This is a genomic window from Shouchella miscanthi, from assembly GCF_007725405.1.
In the GTDB taxonomy this organism is placed as follows: domain Bacteria; phylum Bacillota; class Bacilli; order Bacillales; family Bacillaceae_D; genus Shouchella; species Shouchella hunanensis.
The window spans coordinates 3,105,000-3,123,050 of the sequence record NZ_CP042163.1; the positions used below are offsets into that span (position 1 = coordinate 3,105,000).

At 40.9% G+C, this 18,051-nt stretch carries 16 protein-coding genes, 1 other RNA gene, 1 pseudogene and 1 riboswitch; of the genes and pseudogenes, 2 read left to right on the forward strand and 16 right to left on the reverse strand.

Annotation, left to right across the window (positions count from 1 at the left end):
* Positions 1 to 11: 11 nt before the first annotated feature.
* From FPV17_RS15795 to FPV17_RS15835, 9 genes and pseudogenes are all read right to left on the reverse strand, one after another.
* Complete coding sequence (locus tag FPV17_RS15795; protein WP_035394568.1) at positions 12 to 680, reverse strand: methionine ABC transporter permease; 669 nt, start codon at positions 678 to 680, stop codon at positions 12 to 14.
* Positions 673 to 1,695, reverse strand: coding sequence for a methionine ABC transporter ATP-binding protein (locus tag FPV17_RS15800; protein WP_035394569.1), 1,023 nt, complete (start codon positions 1,693 to 1,695; stop codon positions 673 to 675). Before FPV17_RS15800 ends, FPV17_RS15795 begins: the two co-directional genes overlap by 8 nt.
* 62 nt (positions 1,696 to 1,757) lie before the next feature.
* A riboswitch (SAM riboswitch) is annotated at positions 1,758 to 1,865 on the reverse strand.
* Between the two features lie 68 nt (positions 1,866 to 1,933).
* A pseudogene (locus FPV17_RS15805) lies at positions 1,934 to 3,208 on the reverse strand (MFS transporter).
* A gap of 74 nt (positions 3,209 to 3,282) precedes the next feature.
* On the reverse strand, positions 3,283 to 3,504 hold the full coding sequence (locus FPV17_RS15810; RefSeq protein ID WP_035394571.1) for a DUF2553 family protein: 222 nt from the start codon (positions 3,502 to 3,504) through the stop codon (positions 3,283 to 3,285).
* A 105-nt stretch (positions 3,505 to 3,609) separates the two neighbouring features.
* Positions 3,610 to 3,999: a glycine cleavage system protein GcvH gene (gene gcvH / locus FPV17_RS15815; protein WP_035394572.1), complete on the reverse strand. Its 390-nt coding sequence runs from the start codon at positions 3,997 to 3,999 to the stop codon at positions 3,610 to 3,612.
* An 84-nt stretch (positions 4,000 to 4,083) separates the two neighbouring features.
* A complete protein-coding gene (locus FPV17_RS15820) occupies positions 4,084 to 4,440 on the reverse strand; it encodes an arsenate reductase family protein (protein ID WP_035394573.1) in 357 nt (118 codons plus the stop codon).
* Between the two features lie 157 nt (positions 4,441 to 4,597).
* Positions 4,598 to 6,382 carry an acyl-CoA dehydrogenase FadE gene (locus tag FPV17_RS15825; RefSeq protein ID WP_144559428.1) on the reverse strand — a complete coding sequence of 595 codons (1,785 nt, stop codon included), beginning with the start codon at positions 6,380 to 6,382 and terminating at the stop codon, positions 4,598 to 4,600.
* Between the two features lie 21 nt (positions 6,383 to 6,403).
* Positions 6,404 to 7,582, reverse strand: a complete 1,179-nt coding sequence (locus FPV17_RS15830; RefSeq protein WP_144559429.1) for an acetyl-CoA C-acetyltransferase — start codon at positions 7,580 to 7,582, stop codon at positions 6,404 to 6,406.
* A 12-nt stretch (positions 7,583 to 7,594) separates the two neighbouring features.
* Complete coding sequence (locus tag FPV17_RS15835; RefSeq protein ID WP_144559430.1) at positions 7,595 to 9,964, reverse strand: 3-hydroxyacyl-CoA dehydrogenase/enoyl-CoA hydratase family protein; 2,370 nt, start codon at positions 9,962 to 9,964, stop codon at positions 7,595 to 7,597.
* A 213-nt stretch (positions 9,965 to 10,177) separates the two neighbouring features.
* Here FPV17_RS15835 and FPV17_RS15840 point away from each other — a divergent pair, with 213 nt between their 5' ends.
* Complete coding sequence (locus FPV17_RS15840) at positions 10,178 to 10,456, forward strand: YvdQ family spore coat protein (RefSeq protein ID WP_144560510.1); 279 nt, start codon at positions 10,178 to 10,180, stop codon at positions 10,454 to 10,456.
* 12 nt (positions 10,457 to 10,468) lie between these two features.
* Complete coding sequence (locus tag FPV17_RS15845; RefSeq protein ID WP_035394578.1) at positions 10,469 to 10,792, forward strand: spore coat protein; 324 nt, start codon at positions 10,469 to 10,471, stop codon at positions 10,790 to 10,792.
* Between the two features lie 67 nt (positions 10,793 to 10,859).
* Here the strand turns inward: FPV17_RS15845 and FPV17_RS15850 are convergent, their stop codons facing one another.
* The 7 genes from FPV17_RS15850 to smpB all read right to left on the reverse strand — a co-directional run bounded on the left by FPV17_RS15850 (position 10,860) and on the right by smpB (position 18,038).
* Positions 10,860 to 12,893: a catalase gene (locus FPV17_RS15850; protein WP_144559431.1), complete on the reverse strand. Its 2,034-nt coding sequence runs from the start codon at positions 12,891 to 12,893 to the stop codon at positions 10,860 to 10,862.
* Between the two features lie 87 nt (positions 12,894 to 12,980).
* Complete coding sequence (locus FPV17_RS15855; protein WP_035394579.1) at positions 12,981 to 13,646, reverse strand: glycosyltransferase family protein; 666 nt, start codon at positions 13,644 to 13,646, stop codon at positions 12,981 to 12,983.
* Positions 13,647 to 13,728: 82 nt separating this feature from the next.
* The gene (locus FPV17_RS15860) at positions 13,729 to 15,009 is read right to left on the reverse strand and encodes an aspartate aminotransferase family protein (RefSeq protein WP_035394581.1); all 1,281 of its coding nucleotides are present in this window, start codon (positions 15,007 to 15,009) and stop codon (positions 13,729 to 13,731) included.
* A 15-nt stretch (positions 15,010 to 15,024) separates the two neighbouring features.
* Entirely contained in the window at positions 15,025 to 16,413 is a 1,389-nt protein-coding gene (locus FPV17_RS15865) for a YjiH family protein (RefSeq protein WP_035394582.1), read from the reverse strand.
* 74 nt (positions 16,414 to 16,487) lie between these two features.
* Positions 16,488 to 17,048: a histidine phosphatase family protein gene (locus FPV17_RS15870; protein WP_144559432.1), complete on the reverse strand. Its 561-nt coding sequence runs from the start codon at positions 17,046 to 17,048 to the stop codon at positions 16,488 to 16,490.
* Between the two features lie 91 nt (positions 17,049 to 17,139).
* Positions 17,140 to 17,493, reverse strand: a transfer-messenger RNA (tmRNA) gene (gene ssrA / locus FPV17_RS15875).
* 77 nt (positions 17,494 to 17,570) lie between these two features.
* Entirely contained in the window at positions 17,571 to 18,038 is a 468-nt protein-coding gene (smpB, locus tag FPV17_RS15880; RefSeq protein ID WP_035394583.1) for an SsrA-binding protein SmpB, read from the reverse strand.
* Positions 18,039 to 18,051: the final 13 nt, after the last annotated feature.

Genomic DNA, 18,051 nt, shown 5'->3' on the forward strand with positions numbered 1-18,051 from the left:
TCCTTTTTTGTTTATCTTTTATCTAAACGATTGACCAAGAAATCGCCGATCATTTGAAATATAAATACAATCGCTAAGATGACGATCGTCGCCATAATCATGACATCCGTATTTGTCCGTTGAAAGCCTTGTTGGAACGCTAAGGTACCAAGACCCCCTGCACCAATTGTACCAGCCATTGCGGTATACCCAATTAAAGCCACCGTTGTGACAGTGATACCTGAGATTAAAGCAGGCATGGATTCTGGCAACAACACTTTAAAGATAATATGTCCATTCGAAGAACCCATTGCTTGTGATGCTTCCACAACCCCTTTATCAACTTCACGAAGCGCAATTTCTACCATTCGTGCATAAAAGGGCGCAGCACCAATAATAAGAGCTGGTAAAGCGGCACTTGGACCAAACATGGTTCCCACTACAGCACGAGTAAATGGAATAAGCAGGATAATTAAGATAATGAATGGAATCGAGCGGGAGATATTCACAACAGCACCTACAAAGGTATAAAAGAAACGGTTTTCCCAAGGATTTCCTTTTGCAGTCAAATAAAGAAATAAACCAAGTATAATGCCTAGAAAGAATGTGGCAATAGCTGCAATGACAGTCATATAAACCGTTTCATAGGTGGCTAACCAAAGATTTTCCCAGACAACATTTGGAAAGAGTCGATCAAGCATGCTTCAACACCTCCACTTCCACTTGCTTACTGCGTATCCATTCTAGTGCCTTCACGATTGTTTCCTGTTCTCCTGCAACTCGTAAATATAGCTTTCCGTACGAGCCTTGCTGTAACTTTGATATATTTCCTTGTAATATTGAAATGTCGATCGGAAAAGAGCGAATTAGCTCCGTCACAAGTTGATCTTCTGCTGGATTCCCAATAAACGTTAGTGCAAAGATTTGCTCACCTTCTTGAAGGGTAACATCATCTAGCATTAGCTCATCCGATTGAACATGGGCAACTTGCTTAACGAATTCCTTCGTCATTGCTTCTTTTGGACGACGAAACACATCAATAACTGGTCCTTGCTCGACAATTTTCCCATCACTCATTACAGCCACTTCATGACAGATCTTTTGAATCACGTGCATTTCATGGGTGATGAGCACAATGGTTAAGTTGAGCTTCTTATTTATATCTGTTAACAAATCTAAGATGGATTCCGTTGTTTTTGGGTCAAGGGCAGACGTTGCCTCATCACACAACAACACTTTTGGATTGTTGGCTAAAGCCCGAGCAATTCCAACACGTTGCTTCTGACCACCACTTAGTTGTGCTGGATAATTATCTTCTCGTCCACGTAGCCCAACAAGATCAATTAATTCTTCAATTCGCTTTTTCCGCTCAGCTGCTGGTACTTTCGCAACTTCTAACGGAAACGAAATGTTTTCTTTCACTGTTCGAGACCATAGTAAATTAAAATGTTGAAAGATCATGCCTATCTTTTGACGTTCTTCACGTAACGCTTGTTTTCCAAGGGTAGCTAAATTAACTCCGTCTAACAGAACCTCTCCAGTAGTCGGTCTTTCTAGTAAGTTTAACAATCGTACGAGCGTACTTTTTCCTGCACCACTATAGCCAATAATACCAAACACATTCCCTTTGCTAATATGCAGATCTACTTGATCGACAGCATGGACAGTCGTTGTTTTTGTCGCATATGTTTTACTGATTCCCGTTAACGAAATCAAGTCATTCCCTCCAATTATAAAAAAACCTTCCTGTAAGATGTCAGGAAGGTTTACCTATGATCATCTCATCTTTCAAAGCTTATGGCTTTGCAGGATTTAGCACCTTCAAACGTTACGTTTGCGGTTGCCGGGTTTCAACGGGCCAGTCCCTCCACCACTCTGGATAAGAATTATTCTTTTAATATAATAAGGGCATCATAGCACGATGGGTTCCAGCCGTCAATCCCTTTGTCTATCGTTATAAGTCCAGTTGCTTTTTCGTATCCAGCGTATTCAATTGTTCATATTCTGCTACCTGTTTTTGAAAAACAAGGAAAAAATAAATGGAACCAATCACATAAAGCGCTGCAGTAATACAGAATACAATAGCATAACCTGTGTAAGCACCATATACTGCCACAATTCCCATTGAAACTGGACCCATTAGTGCCCAACCTAGTTGAAACACCATTTGTGTGACTGAGTTCGCAGTCCCCCTCATCTGAGGATGAATTAATCTCATTACAAGTGCCGCTTGAATGGGATTACCTGCATTCATTAACGCTTGCCTAAAGAGGAAACCGATGATGGCGAACCAAATGACATTTGTAAATGCTGTCATGAGTAAAAAAGGAATAGAGCCCATTTGTAGTAAAAATACTGCACGAACTTCCCCTACACGGTCAACGACTTTTGGTCCAATTAACATGGCAATAACTGTCATGGCCTGGCCTAGCGATAACACAAGACCGATTGTCGAGTAGTTTAAATGGAACCGATCGTTAAAATAAAGATTCAAGTATGGAATAACTAGTCCTGAACCAAATCCAATTAACAAACTAGAGAAGGCGAATAAACCAATGAGCTTCCATTCTCTTCTTTTCGGTATGTACGATTTCGCAACAGCTAGTTCTTGTACGCTGTTTACTTTTTGTGATTCTTTTACCTTTAATAAGGGAAAAAATGCGACACACGCTAACACACAAGCACTAAACAGAGTCACTTGAATCGCTTGAAGCATCGTTAATTATGTCCATGCAAACAATCCATCTGTCATCAAGCCGCCAAATAAATGGCCAAAAACATTTGCTGCCATCATTAAGGCAGCATGGAGGGAGAATAACTTTACTCGCTGTTTTTCTTTTGAGTGCTCTGCTAATAAAGGAATAGCAGACACTTGTAAGAAAGCGAAGAAAAATCCAGTTACACCTGCTCCTACTACTAACAACCATTCAGCGGTTCCTACTGATCGAATAAAAAAACTGACCGCTAACATACTTGCGCCAATTAACAACATGTTCTTACGTCCAAAGCGGTCACCAATTATGCCAGCCGGTAATAGCGCTATTGCTGTTGCAGCTGCTTGACAGGCTATAATCGAGCCATTTAGTTGATCATCATAACCTAATTCCCGAACAAAAAATGGGTACATGACGATAAAAATCCCCATAGCTGTATTGAAGCAAAGCGACGAAAGAAAAAAAGAACGAACAGTCTGATTATAAGGATGAAACAACTTAGTTATTACTTTCATATCAACGTCCCCATTTAGCGGTTATTTCGTCTCTCTAAGTAATTATACGAAATCCCCGCTAATAAGGGTAGCGTTTAATGCCAACTATCCTCAATAAACGAAGTTACTTCATTCCAACCTTCATTCTGCGCTTGAAAGATTTGCTCATTATCAAAGATATAGCCAGAATTCATATGATGTTGAAGGCCTTGACTTGTCTCAATGACTTCCCCGATCATTGCACCATCGACATAAAGCTTTAGTCGACCTCCGTCATACTTTGCGACAACTTTTTGAGTGATATTTACGTTTTCCATAAATTCCTCCTTGGGCCTCTCCGCCTACCATTATCGTATGTGCGAGAGCATGCTCCTATCCGAGGGAAGATCAGCCAAATAAAAAAAAGCCTGTTAAACAGGCTTTTACTCTTCTTCATTAATCATGCTACTATATTCACTTGGAGACATGAGCTTGTCCAGTTCACTTGAATCTGTTGGCTCTACAACGATCATCCATGCTTTTTCATACGGTGACTCATTGACAAACTCTGGTGAGTCATCTAAGTCTTCGTTCACTTCAACGACTTTTCCGCTTACTGGCGCATACAATTCTGACACAGTTTTCACTGACTCTACACTACCAAACGGTTCATTTGCTTCAATTTCATCCCCAACTTCAGGTAATTCAACAAAAACAATATCGCCTAATTCAGATTGCGCAAAGTCCGTAATCCCAATTCGTACGTTTCCATCTTCCGTTTTTACCCATTCGTGTTCTTCAGAATACTTTAGCTCTTGTGGTAATTTACTCATGTCGTCCCCTCCATCGTTACGGTCTCACCATCATCATACATGAAAATGACTGTTCCGAAAAGAAGAACTTATTTGAACGTATCCTTAAGCCCAGTTCGTTTCAAATTGTTCTTCTTTAAAGCCCAAGGTAACCTTCGTGCCATCCGTTACAATTGGTCGCTTAATCAACATTCCGTCGGACGCCAACAATTCATATTGCTCTTGCTCTGACATATGTGCTCGCTTATTTTTCAAGTCTAGTTCACGATATTTTTTTCCACTTGTATTAAAAAATGCCTTGAGCTCTAAACCACTTTTTTGATGTAGCTCTTTTAACTCCTCGGCACTAGGTGGGTTTTCCACAATATGAATGGCTTCATATGAAACACTTTGTGCATCCAACCACTTCTTCGCATTACGGCATGTACCACATTTCGGGTATTCATATAGTGTTACACTCATTTTTTGTCCTCCTCCTGTATCGTTTCGTACCTCACGGACATTTTACCATAATTGAAAAGGAAACAGCGAATCGCTGTTTCCTTTCTGAGGAGAACACTCCTTGCGAGAGGAGCATTTATTTTTTTTTGAGGAATTACCCTCAAAAGTGTTACTCTTTTTACACTACGAATTTCTTTTCAGCAATGACTGCTTTGGCAATCTCTCGCTTCTTTCCTACAACGTTAATCGGTGTATGTCTTGTTAATTTCTTTAACATTGACAGCATAGTGCGAAGTGTATCACCCTCTTCAACGTGAACGAGTGCTTTTTTCGCATTTGCTTCAATACGATTAATGGCTTCTTGTGCAAATACTTGTGTCATTAATAATTTTTGATTTTGTGCGTCGACTGAAGACTTCTGAATGGCCTTCTCAGTGCGCAAAATGACAGACTCTAATGAATAAATATCGTTCACAATATCAGCAACAACCGCTAGAATTTCTTGTTCCTTGTCGAGTTCAGGGCCATATTTTTGCGCACCAGTTCCAGCAATCATCAAGAATATTTTCTTTGCCATTCCTAATAAATACTTTTCTTGTTCAAGAGGCTCATCACCTACTTCTTGCGGCATTAACATCATTAATTCTTCTTGAAGCGCTGTTGCCTTTTCAAGAAACGGTAGCTCCCCTTTCATCGCTTTACGCAAGAGAGTACCAGGAACAAGCATACGGTTAATTTCATTTGTACCTTCGAAGATTCGATTAATACGAGAATCACGGTAAATACGCTCTACTTGATATTCAGCCATAAACCCATAACCACCATGAATTTGAACCGCTTCGTCAGCGACGAAATCCAGGGTTTCAGAGCCATCAAATTTATTTAAGGAACATTCAATTGCATATTCCGCTATGGCATTCGCTACCGCACGACCATCTTTTTGTTCTTCTTCAGAAAGACTTGCAAATCGATCTTCAATTAAGCCACCTGTTCGATATATGGCACTCTCTGACGCGAAAATTTCTGTCGCCATCGACGCGAGCTTCTCTTGGATTAAACGGAAGGAAGCAATAGGTGTTTTAAATTGTTTACGCTCGGTTGCATAAGTTGCTGCAAGTTCTAGTGCAACTTTTGCTCCACCAATGCACCCTACACCTAACTTATAACGTCCAATATTTAAAATGTTAAACGCGATAATATGGCCTCGACCAATTTCACCTAGTACATTTTCTACAGGAACGTTTGCATCCTCTAATACTAGTGTACGTGTCGATGATCCTTTAATACCCATTTTCTTTTCTTCAGGGCCAGTAGATACGCCATTAAATTCTTTTTCCACAATAAAAGCTGTAAATTTCTCACCATCAATTTTTGCATAAACAACAAATACATCTGCAAAAGCAGAGTTTGTAATCCACTGCTTTTCTCCATTTAGTACATAATGTGTTCCTTCTTCGTTTAAAACAGCAGTTGTTTTAGCTCCTAAAGCATCTGAGCCTGAGCTTGGCTCCGTTAGGGCATAGGCAGCAAATTTTTCACCTGTCGCAAGAGCCGGTAAATATTTTTTCTTCTGTTCATGCGAACCAAAGAACACAATTGGCAGCGTACCAATTCCCACGTGAGCGCCATGACTTAAACCAAATGCTCCGACTCGACTAAAGCGCTCTGATATAAGAGATGAGCTAATCTTATCTAGCCCAATACCACCATATTCTTCTGGCACATCCGCTCCGAGTAAGCCAAGCTCGCCTGCTTTTTTTAGTAATCGTGTTGTGTGTTGGAATTCATGATTTTCAATTGCGTCTACATACGGTTTCACATCTTTTTCAATGAAATCCTCTGTTGTCCGGGCAATCATCAACTGCTCTTCTGTAAAATCTTCCGGTGCAAAATAGTGTGATGCATCAATATCTTCTAGTAAAAAGCTGCCACCTTTTAATAAATTCCCTGTTGCTTCACTCATCTTTATTTCCTCCTCCAACATTTAAATAAGTTCAAATACCCCTGCAGCACCCATTCCGCCACCAATACACATTGTCACAACACCAAACTGCTGACCGCTTCGCTTCATTTCATGGGCTAACGATAAGGTAAGTTTAGACCCTGTACATCCAAGTGGATGACCAAGTGCAATTGCGCCACCATTTACATTTACTTTGTCATGATCAAGACCAAGTGTGCGAATAATGGCTAGTGACTGGGATGCAAATGCCTCATTTAATTCAAACAAACCAATATCCTCTAACTGTAAACCAGCTTGACGAACGGCTTTCGGAATTGCTTCAATCGGTCCAATACCCATGACTTCCGGAGCTACACCTGCAACAGCGAAGCTTCGAAATGCAAGGAGTGGTGATAGTCCTCGCTCAAGGGCTTCTTCTTTTTCCATTAATAAAACGGCCGCTGCTCCGTCACTCATTTGGGAAGAGTTTCCTGCTGTAACTGTTCCTTTCAATTGAAACGCTGGTTTAAGCTTTGCAAGCCCCTCTATTGTTGTATCTGCTCTTACGCCTTCATCAACAGCCACCATTCGATCAAGGACACTTACTTTTCCATCTTCACCAAGTACGTGCTCTTCCACATGAACGGGTACGATTTCGTCGTCAAAATGTCCATTTTTCATCGCAATCGCAGCTCGACGGTGACTTTCAGTTGCAAATGCGTCTTGATCGGAACGACTAATATCGTATTGCCGAGCGACTTCTTCCGCTGTATACCCCATCGACATATAATATTCAGGCGCTTCATCAATTAGCTTCGGGTTTGGCTTCACAACGTGACCACCAATTGGAATCATACTCATTGATTCAGCTCCGCCAGCTACAATAATTTTACTTTGACCGAGCATAATACGCTCTGCACCGTACGCAATCGTTTGAAGTCCTGATGCGCAGTAACGATTAATGGTGACAGCAGGTACCGACTGCGGAATACCCGCTAACACACTTAAGTTACGCGCCATATTCATTCCTTGTTCTGCTTCAGGCATGGCACAACCAATAATGACATCTTCTATTTCATTCAGTTCTACGTTTCCAGCTCTGCGTATTGTCTCCTTTACTGCGGTGGCTCCTAGATCATCTGAACGTACATGGGCGAATGCACCTCGCTTCGCCTTTCCTACAGGCGTACGCGCACCTGACACAATGACAGCTTCTTTCACGCACGATCCCTCCTAATTACGTAATGGCTTTCCTTTAGCAAGCATATACTGCATACGTTGCTGCGATTTCGGCTCTCCGATCAAGCTAAGAAAAGCTTCTCGTTCTAAATCAAGTAAATACTGCTCATCCACAAGTGTTCCTTCTTTTAAACGACCACCAGAAAGAACGAAAGCAAGCTTCTTTGCAATCTTTAAATCATGTTCCGATGCATAGCCGCCCCACTTCATCATTTCTGCTCCTAGCATTAACGTTGCGTAACCAGCCTCTCCTGTAACAGGAATTTTCTTTTTCACTGGTGCTTTATAGCCACTGTTGTAAAGAGAAATCACTTTTTGCTTCGCTTCTTCATTTACAAAAAGATCATTCATCACAATGCCGTCCCGATAATTCATGAACCCATTTTCCCTTGCTTCGGCAGCAGATGTGGATACTTTTGCTGTTGCAATCGTTTCAAAGGTTTCGCGTACAGCTTTTTGTAGTTGAGCAGGCGTTTCCCCAAAGCGCTCTATGTTTCTCAGATACAACTCTTTGTTACCACCGCCTCCTGGGATAAGACCAACGCCAACTTCTACAAGACCCATATAGGTTTCATGGCTTGCTTGTATACTTGCAGCTGGTAAGCTAATTTCAGCGCCTCCTCCAAGAGTCATTTGAAATGGTGCTGTCACAACAGGTACATTGGCATAACGAATGTTCGCTGTTGCTTGCTGGAATTGTTTCACGACTAAATCCAGTTCAAAGAAGTTATCATCTTGTGCTTCCATAAGCATCATCATTAAATTGGCGCCAACGCAAAAGTTCTTGCTTTCATTTCCAATAACAAGGCCTTTAAAATTCTTTTCCACTTCTACAATCGATTTATTAATCATTTGAATGACATCAAGACCAATGGAATTATTAGGAGAAGTGAATTTCAATAAGGCTACATCGTCTCCAACATCAATTAAAGAAGCGCCTGTATTTTTTAAAACTGTATTCGTTTTCACTAAATGATGAAGCGACAAATATTTTTCGTGCTGACGGATTGGTGTGTGTTGCCCTTCATGAAGAAATTGACCTTCTTCATAAAAGCCTTCTTTGCCATTGTTATAAAGGTCTTCAACCCAACTCGGAATCGAGCGGTTTTCCTCCTTCATTCTTTCAACGGTTTGTCTAAAACCAAGGGCATCCCATAGTTCATATGGCCCCATACTCCAGCCAAAGCCCCAGCGCATGGCTTCATCAACGGCTAGAACGTCATTCGCAATCTCATACGTTTTTTCAGCTGTGTAAAGTAATACAGGACTAATAATATTCCAAAGCAATTCACCTGCTCTGTCATTAGCAAAAACAACGGCTTGGATTTTTTGATTCTTGGATGTTAGCGTTTTCGTTTTCTCAATTGAAGGTGCTTTTAGTTTCTTTCGTTCTTGATACTCCATTGTTTCAGGGTTTAGCTCATAAATCACACCGTCTTTTTTTTGAAAGAACCCTTGCCCTGCCTTTGCACCAATCCAACCTTTATCGGCCATTTCTCGCATAAAACCAGGAGGATCAAACATCCTTTGCTCATCCCCTGTTGCAACATCGTGGACATTTTTCGCTACATGTAAAAATGTATCTAGACCAACTACATCTAACGTCCGGAACGTCGCACTTTTAGGACGACCTATTAGCGTACCCGTAACAGAATCTACCTCACCGACTGAGTAACCACCACGAAGCATTTCATGAACCGTTACAAGTAAACCGTACGTACCGATACGGTTTGCAATAAAATTCGGTGTATCTTTAGCCTCAACTACACCTTTCCCTAAAGACTGTTCAGCGAAGGAACGCACAAACTCTATTACTTCCTGTTTTGTTTCCTCTAGCGGGATCACTTCAAGAAGTTTTAAGTAACGTGGAGGGTTAAAGAAGTGTGTCCCAAGAAAATGTGCTTTGAAGTCCTCACTACGTTCCTCCGCCATTGCTTTAATTGAAATCCCAGATGTATTTGAAGACACAATAGTACCTTCTTTTCTAACACGATCAATTTTCGCAAATAATTCTTTTTTCGCTTCTAGATTTTCAACGATGACTTCAATAATCCAATCGACATCCTTCAAGCGATGCAAATCATCTTCCACATTGCCAGTTTCAATTAAATCAACATTCTTTTTTGAAGCAAGTGGTGCTGGCTTTTGTTTTAATAGCTTTTTAACTGCCGTATCAGCTAAATGATTACGGGCGCGTTTTCTCTCAGCGGTTGCAACACTCGCTGATGCCCCTCCTGCTTCTTTTTCTTTTGGAACAATATCAAGAAGTAAAACAGGAATTCCTGCATTTGTTAAATGAGCGGCGATACTTGCCCCCATAACACCTGATCCAATGACAGCTGTTTTTTTTATGTGACGTGACATCGTTCGTGTCATCCTCCTCTCATACTAAAACGAATGAATACTCATTCATTTTTTGAGCTAAAAAAAACGCTCGTGACATAAGCTTTCTTTCACTATACCGAATAATGATAGCGTTTGCAATACCATTTTTCTACAGATTCCTCATTATTTTTGTATAAAACAAGCTCATTACAAAATACTAACAGTGATTGTTATTTCTTAAGGAGGTACATGATGGACCAACAACAACAACAGCAGTTTCAACAACAACCAACAGCTCAAACAACGATGCAAGAAGCTCCGGCTGTCATTACAGGCAAAGATTTAAATTATATTAACGATATGATGGCCTGGAATTTAACCGCAGCCAAAAAAGCTCATGCATTTGCACAAAGCTGCCAAGATCAAGACATTAAGCAAGCGATTGATCAAGCTGGTCAAATGCACCAACGTCATTATGAGCAGTTTTTACAATTGCTGCAAAGTCAAAATCAACCACCCACTTATCAATAAGGAGGCTATCTCATGAATCAACAGCAACATGTTCAGAATCCAAAGATTCAAATTCCGACTACATCAGCAATGACGGACCAAGATTATATTACGGATATGCTTTCAACAGAGAAGTACATCACTGTCTCATATTCAATTGCAGAGCATGAAGCAAGTCATGAAGCGTATTATCAAACGATTCATCAAGCAAATAATGAGGCTTCGCAAATGCAACGCTCTCTTTACGAGACAATGTTTCGTAAAGGACTTTATGGCTTAACACCAACGCAAGATACACAAATCCAGCAAAGCTATCAACAGCATACAACGGATAAGGCACAGTTACCGTATCAATAATAAATAGACGCTAGGCGCAACATCCAATCAAGGTTCGCCTAGCGCTCTGATTACGAAACACGACCTCTTATGTTCGCGCAAAAAAACGCTGCTTCCCAAGAGCAGTAAGATAATTTTGGAGAAAGTCTTCGTTCTGATTAACCAATACACCTTCTTTTCCTACAATGCCTAGTTTCATCAAAATGGGCTCTATATTTTTTGCAACTCCTATTGGCTTATAATGGACAAATTGTTCTCTTATAAAATATTCCATTTGACCAACAGAATACGCATCAGGATTCTTTCCTCCTGCAACATAAATAGAATCATATAGTAACGGTGAACCAGTGAGAAAGCTTGCATCAGGAATAAATGAGATCTGATTCGTTCCATCCACTTTTGCCTGTTTTTCACTTAAATATTCTACTTGAACCCCTTCACTTTTTAGTCGGTCCACAACACGTTTTGTCTCTGGTCCGTCGAAGCCCTCTGTCAACAATACTCCTACCTTTAACCATTGCACCGATTCTGGTTGGTTTGCCATACTTAGAGCCGGAGAAATTCTTCTCTCTTTTGACTCTGTTGTCGTTGGTGGATTAACACCAATTTGATTGGCGACAACCGTAGCAAGTTCCGTGCTTACGCGACCAATTTGATTAATCATTTGTTTCCGAACCGATTTACTCATCACTTTCCCTAATTCAAAGCTAAACGCGTTTGCAATATGGTCTCTTTCCCAGCTGCTCATACTATTCCAAAACAGTCGGGCTTGTGAATAATGATTTAAAAAGCTTTGCGCTGTCTTGCGAATCTTAACACCTTTCACTTTCTCTGGATACGTCACGAAGCCACCTTTATTTGGATCCACTTCATAAGGTGTATTATTCCACAGTGAATTTTTATGGTAATTCACTTTTCCTTTATCAACAATATAACGCATGGCCCCATCACGTTGATTGTTGTGGAATGGACAAATAGGGCGATTAATTGGCAAGTCTTGATGATTTGTACCAACGCGGTACAACTGTGTGTCTGTATAGGAGAACAGCCTCGTTTGTAGCAGTGGATCATCTGTAAAATCAATTCCTGGAACAATATTTCCTGGATGCAAGGCCACTTGCTCTGTTTCCGCGAATACATTTTCCACATTACGGTTTAAGCGCATTTCACCAATTATGCGAACCGGTATCTCTTCTTCGGGCCATAGCTTCGTTGAATCCAAAATGTCAAAGTCAAATGAAAACTCATCCTTTTCTTCAATCACTTGTATACCTAGCTCCCATATTGCCTCTCCACCAGCTTCAATGACGTTCCATAAGTCCCGTCGATGAAAATCAGGATCAACGCCGCTTAGTTTTTGCGATTCATCCCACACAAGGGAATGAAGGCCAGCTTTTGGTTTCCAATGGAATTTCACAAAATGGGCTTTGCCCGCTTCGTTTACAAGACGAAAGGTATGTACTCCGAATCCTTCCATCGTCCGAAAACTCCTTGGAATTGTTCGATCACTCATGATCCACATCATCATGTGGGCAGACTCTTCGTTATTTGCGATAAAATCCCAAAAATTATCATGTGCGGTTGATGCTTGTGGAATTTCATTATTTGGCTCTGGTTTGACAGCATGAATTAAATCTGGAAATTTAACCCCATCTTGAATAAAAAAAACAGGAATATTATTACCAACTAAATCAAAGTTTCCTTCTTCCGTATAAAATTTCAGTGCAAATCCACGCACATCTCGAACGGTCTCTGCAGCTCCTTTTGAACCAGCCACCTCAGAAAAGCGAAGAAATACAGGCGTCTCCATGCTAGGATCTTGCAAAAAGTGAGCCTTTGTCAGCGCTTTTTGTGATTCATATACGCGAAACGTTCCATACGCTCCATAGCCCCTAGCATGAACAACTCTTTCCGGTATTCGTTCACGATCAAAATGAGATAACTTTTCCCGCATCATAAAGTCTTCAAGTAAACTAGGGCCCCGCTCTCCTGCTTTTAATGTATTCTCATCATTCGCAATGTTGATTCCCTGATTAGTCGTCAATGGTTTATTGTAATTATTGCGAGAATACTGTTCGACTTGCTCCGCTTTGCGATTTGGTCTTTTCGGCCTCCGTTCCACCTACAACACCTCCAATGATTATCGTATTCATCTAGTGCTTCGTATATGTTTGTAAAAATGCTCAAACAAAAACACACTCTCGCTCTTTTAAGTCGAAAGTGTGTTTTTCCATAGATGAAATTGATGAACATATGTGGCATAAGCAAAGCTGTCGAATTCTTCTCCACATTCGTGCATAATCCACGGGTGTGGTTGATGGGCAATACCTACTTCATAACCATGGTGCACAAAGAGCACACTTTGGCTAACATCGTAAAAATGCCAGCCATCAAACTGCTCTTCCCATGGAAGGTCATACTGGGTAGCCATCATCACCCCGTCAATAACTGCTGCGCTTTGAAATGCGTAATCAGCCTCAATAAATGATAAATAACCATACGTTTCACGTTTTTCTAGTATTTTGCCCGCTTTCTGTTCGCTTTCCCACCAGACGCTATTTTCCGGTAACTCCTTCGAGCCAATCACACCAAACATCCCTAAACTTGGGTGATTTTCGAACAGAAACAGTAAATCATGAAGAAACATCCGATTAATAATCATTGTATCTTGGTGAAGATACACTTTGTACTTCGCATTCGACTGCTGAAGCGCCTCATTATAGCCACTGGTCATACTTTTCGCATTTCGAATGGCAATTTTTTCTACGGTATAGCCTCTTGGCAAATACAACATGTCAATGTGACTAACTGAACGTCGGTAAAGCACTTCATCATTGACGCACGTTATAAAGCAAATCTTCGTTTTATTCGTCATAGTAGGCCACTCTCCTAACCACCCTATCAGGAGCAGTATATTCAAGATAGCCAAAGTCGTGCCTATGATTTTGTCATACCGTTTACTTCAAACGTTGAAGTGCTTTTCTTAACTTCACTAACCCTTCATCAATTTGTTCTTTCGTAATGGTGAGCGGCGGAATCATACGAAGAACCTCACCTTCATTTCCACAAAAATAAAACAGTACACCTTCTTCAAGTGCAAGGTCAAGAATCTGAGCAGCTCGATCGCCATCTTTTCGACCTGTCTCAGGATCAACGATTTCAATACCAAACATCATGCCCAAATGACGGATCGAACCAATACAAGGAAATGCCTGTTGAAGTTTAGTCAGTTCCTGAGCGGCGTAACTCCCTACTTCTTTTACATTCGCAAGCAAGTTTTCTTCTTTAATTATCTGAAGTGTCGCTCGAGCAGCGGCACAAGCTATTGGATTACCGCCAAATGTCGTTGCATGACTTCCTAACGGCCACTGCTGCATGAGTGTGTGGTTCGCTACAGTTGCACTAAGAGGTAACCCTGAAGCAATTCCTTTTGCGACCGCCATTATATCAGGGATAACGTCAAAGGATTGTGCTGCGAACCACTCACCAGTTCGTCCAAATCCCGTTTGAACTTCATCGAAAATAAGTAAGATTCCATGCTTATTGCATATCTCCCTTATTTGCTGAAGCCACTTAGCAGGTGGCACGATATAACCGCCTTCACCAAGCACTGGTTCAATGATAAAACAAGCCACTTCTTCTGGTAACGTATAGTGAGCAAACATCGTCTCGCATGCCTTTTCAAGTTTTGCAATTGCTTCGTCTGCGCTTTCTCCCGGCTGATAATAAGGAAGCTGATAGACTTGATTTTGAGCAGGTTGGTAAGCTCTATATTTTGCTTTTGATGTACTGACGCTCATTGCGCCAAGGGTTCGTCCGTGAAAACACCCAGTAAATGAGACCACATTCGGACGATTTGTCACATGTCTCGCAAGCTTTAAAGCACCTTCAATGGCCTCAGTACCACTGTTTCCAAAGAAAAAGCAATCCAGATCACCTGGCATGACATCAGCTAATTCATTCGCCAATTTTAGAATAGATTCATATTGAATAACGCCAATAGGGCCATGCGTGAATGAATCAGCTTCTTGTTTTATTGCTTCAACGACTTTTGGATGACGGTGACCCACATTCGTTACGGCAATACCAGATGTGAAATCTAAATACGTTTTCCCATCGACTCCATAGTAATAGCACCCCTCTTCTTTCACTACAGGTAAATTTGGATGGTCTTTTGCCATACTCGGTGCAAGACGATATGGAATGGTTTCTTGTAGTTCGTTCCAACTTTGTGACATTCTAGATGACTCCTTTTAAAAAATAATAACGTGGGCAATCAATACGACGACTGGAATAGCAATAATTGTACGTTGAATAAAAATAACAAATAGCTGCCAAAATGAAATGGGGATACTAGAGCGCATAAGCATAACACCAATCTCGGACATATAGACGAGTTGGATTAACGATACCGCTCCAATGACAAAGCGAGTAAGCTCACTCTCAATCCCAGCACCTAAAATAGCTGGCAAAAACATGTCTGCAAATCCAACGAGTAGTGCTGGTGCTGCTTGTGCTGCCTCAGGAATATTCATCCATTCTAATATAGGCACAAGCGGATAAGACAAATACGTAAATATTGGCGTGAATTCAGCAATAACAAGGGCAATGGTCCCAATTGCCATAACAAGCGGTAACATGCCAAACCAAATATCAAGAGCATTAAACGCTCCTTTTTTTAACACAGAGGTCGTTTTAGGGGCATGTGCCGCTTTCTCAACACCTCTTTGGAATGCTTGACTCCATAATGACCCCTTAGCTGCAGTCTCATTAATAACTCCAGGCTCGTCTCCAGCATACGTATGCTTCATTTTTGATAATGGTGGAATACGGGGACAAATAAAAGCGGCGATAAACACACCAGCAAGCACTGTTAAATAAAATGGAACAAAGCGATCACTTAAGTCTAAGATTTCCGCAATGATTAAACTAAATCCGATTGATGTAATGGTAAAGTTCGTGACAATAATGGCTGATTCGCGCTTTGTATAGTAGCCATTCTCATATTGATTAATCGTAATCAAAATACTCATCATGTTATTGCCCATCCAAGATGCCAACGAATCTACAGAAGCACGACCCGGTAAATTAAATAACGGTCTCATAATTTTTTTCGCAAGTGTACCCAACCACTCCATTAAACCATATTCAAGCAATAGTGGCATTAATAAACCCATCACTACTGACCACACCGCAAGCACCGGAAGCAATTCAGTGAAAATGGTTCCACCTGTTGCAGGGCTATAGACAATAGAGAAACCAGATTGTGTCATCACCATTAACGCGAAGAGTGCACCGAGCACACGTATCATCGTCCATGGAAGACTTGTGTAGAATAGCGCTTTTAATGCTTGTCTTTCCATGATAAAAGCAGGCTTTACTACCCAAGCAAGTAATGTGAGTACACCAGATAATAGAATAATAGCTAGTAAAAACATCGGTAACATTGCTGAAAGAGACCGTTCAATCGTTCCAGCTGCATAACCAATAAGTACAGTCCAAGTATCGTTTATTTTAAAGGGAACAAGAAACAGAAGTGCTCCTAATAGAGAGGGTATAAGAAACGTAAGAATAGACTTTTTAGTTGGTACTTTTTCAGAATAAGTGTTTGTACCTTGTTGTTGTTCGTTTAATTGCTCCATGTTGTTCTCCTTCTAATGCATAATAAAACTAATTTATTTATAATTATACATATAGAAAGACTTGTTGACTAGCTTTATTTTTTCTTCCAAACGTTTGTACATGAGAGCATTGTGTGTTTCTCTATTAGCATTTGATACACATCTGGCATCTCAAGCTGTTGCCAAAACATATAATCATAACGAGAATGGAAGTAACCTAACAACAGTGCTAGTATATTCCCATGTGTAGAGATGACAATGGATGCAAAGTCATTCTCTTGATCTAGAATCTTCCAAAGTCCATTAACAGCTCTTTTTCTTGCGGTTTTATTTGACTCTCCCCCTGGATGAGTAAACGTCTCATCTTTCCAAACCGCGTTGATTGCTGATTCAAAATGAGGCATAGACGTTGCCGCCAGCACCCTCTCCTTAAATGCATCTTCGGTCTTAATGGGTAGCTTTTTTCGCCTCGCTGCCTCCTCTATTGTCTGTATAGCGCGCTTATAAGGGCTCGAGATAAACCGATCAACGTGCACAGTATCTAAAAAATCGGCCACACGCTTTGCATCCTCAAAACCGTTCTCTGAGAGCGGACGACCCCACTCATCTGGCGTGTAAGGAGAATGAGCGTGCCGTACGAGATATATAGTATGCATGGAAGATGAACTCCTTTTTTAAAAATACTCTGACTAAAAAGGGTATAAAAAAACTCGAAGCAATATAGTGCTACTTCGAGTTCTTGTCCCAATATGGAGACGGTGGGAATTGAACCCACGTCCAGAGATAACGACACTTACGCTTCTACGAGCGTAGTCTTTGTATTAGCATTTCGCTAACACATCGGCCCAAAGACAGGCTTCCGTGTAGCTAGCCTGATTAATCTCTTCCAACTCCCTCAGGCGGAGGGAGTAAGGCGTATCCCACTATAAGTGAGTCTCAACCACTCCACATGGGCGATGGAGAGGAGAGACCGCTTAGCTTATGCAGCTAAAGCGAAGTTATTGTTTTCTTTGCCAGTTATAGGCTAATGCGTTTTAACGAGGCCGCACCTCGACTCGCAACGTAAGCTCGACCTATCCCTGTCGAATCCAGAACGTCCCCGTATAAAAAAATATACAAGGCTTAACGCCTAGATTTATTATTATACTAAATCTGTGTTAAAAAGCAAGTGAAGCGAATTAGCCCTTCATTCGCTCTCTTATCGCTCGATCCATTTCTCGCTTAGCATCTTTTTGCTTCAAGGTTTCTCGTTTGTCGTAATTCTTTTTCCCTTTTGCTAATCCAATTAATACTTTGGCAAACCCGTTTTTAATATACACTTTTAACGGGACAACTGAATATCCTTGTTGCTGCGTCTCACCGATGAGCTTATCAATTTGCTTTTTATGCAACAACAATTTTCTCGCTCTAGTTGGCTCATGATTATACCGGTTTCCCTGTTCATATTCACTAATGTGTGCATTATGCAAATAAGCTTCACCGTTTTTTATCCGAGCGAATGAATCCTTTAAATTCATTCTTCCTGCGCGAATCGATTTAATTTCTGTACCGGTAAGAACGATTCCTGCTTCATAGGTTTCTTCAATAAAATAATCATGACGGGCTTTTTTATTTTGTGCCATCACTTTACTTTCTGTTTCAGCCACACATACACCTACT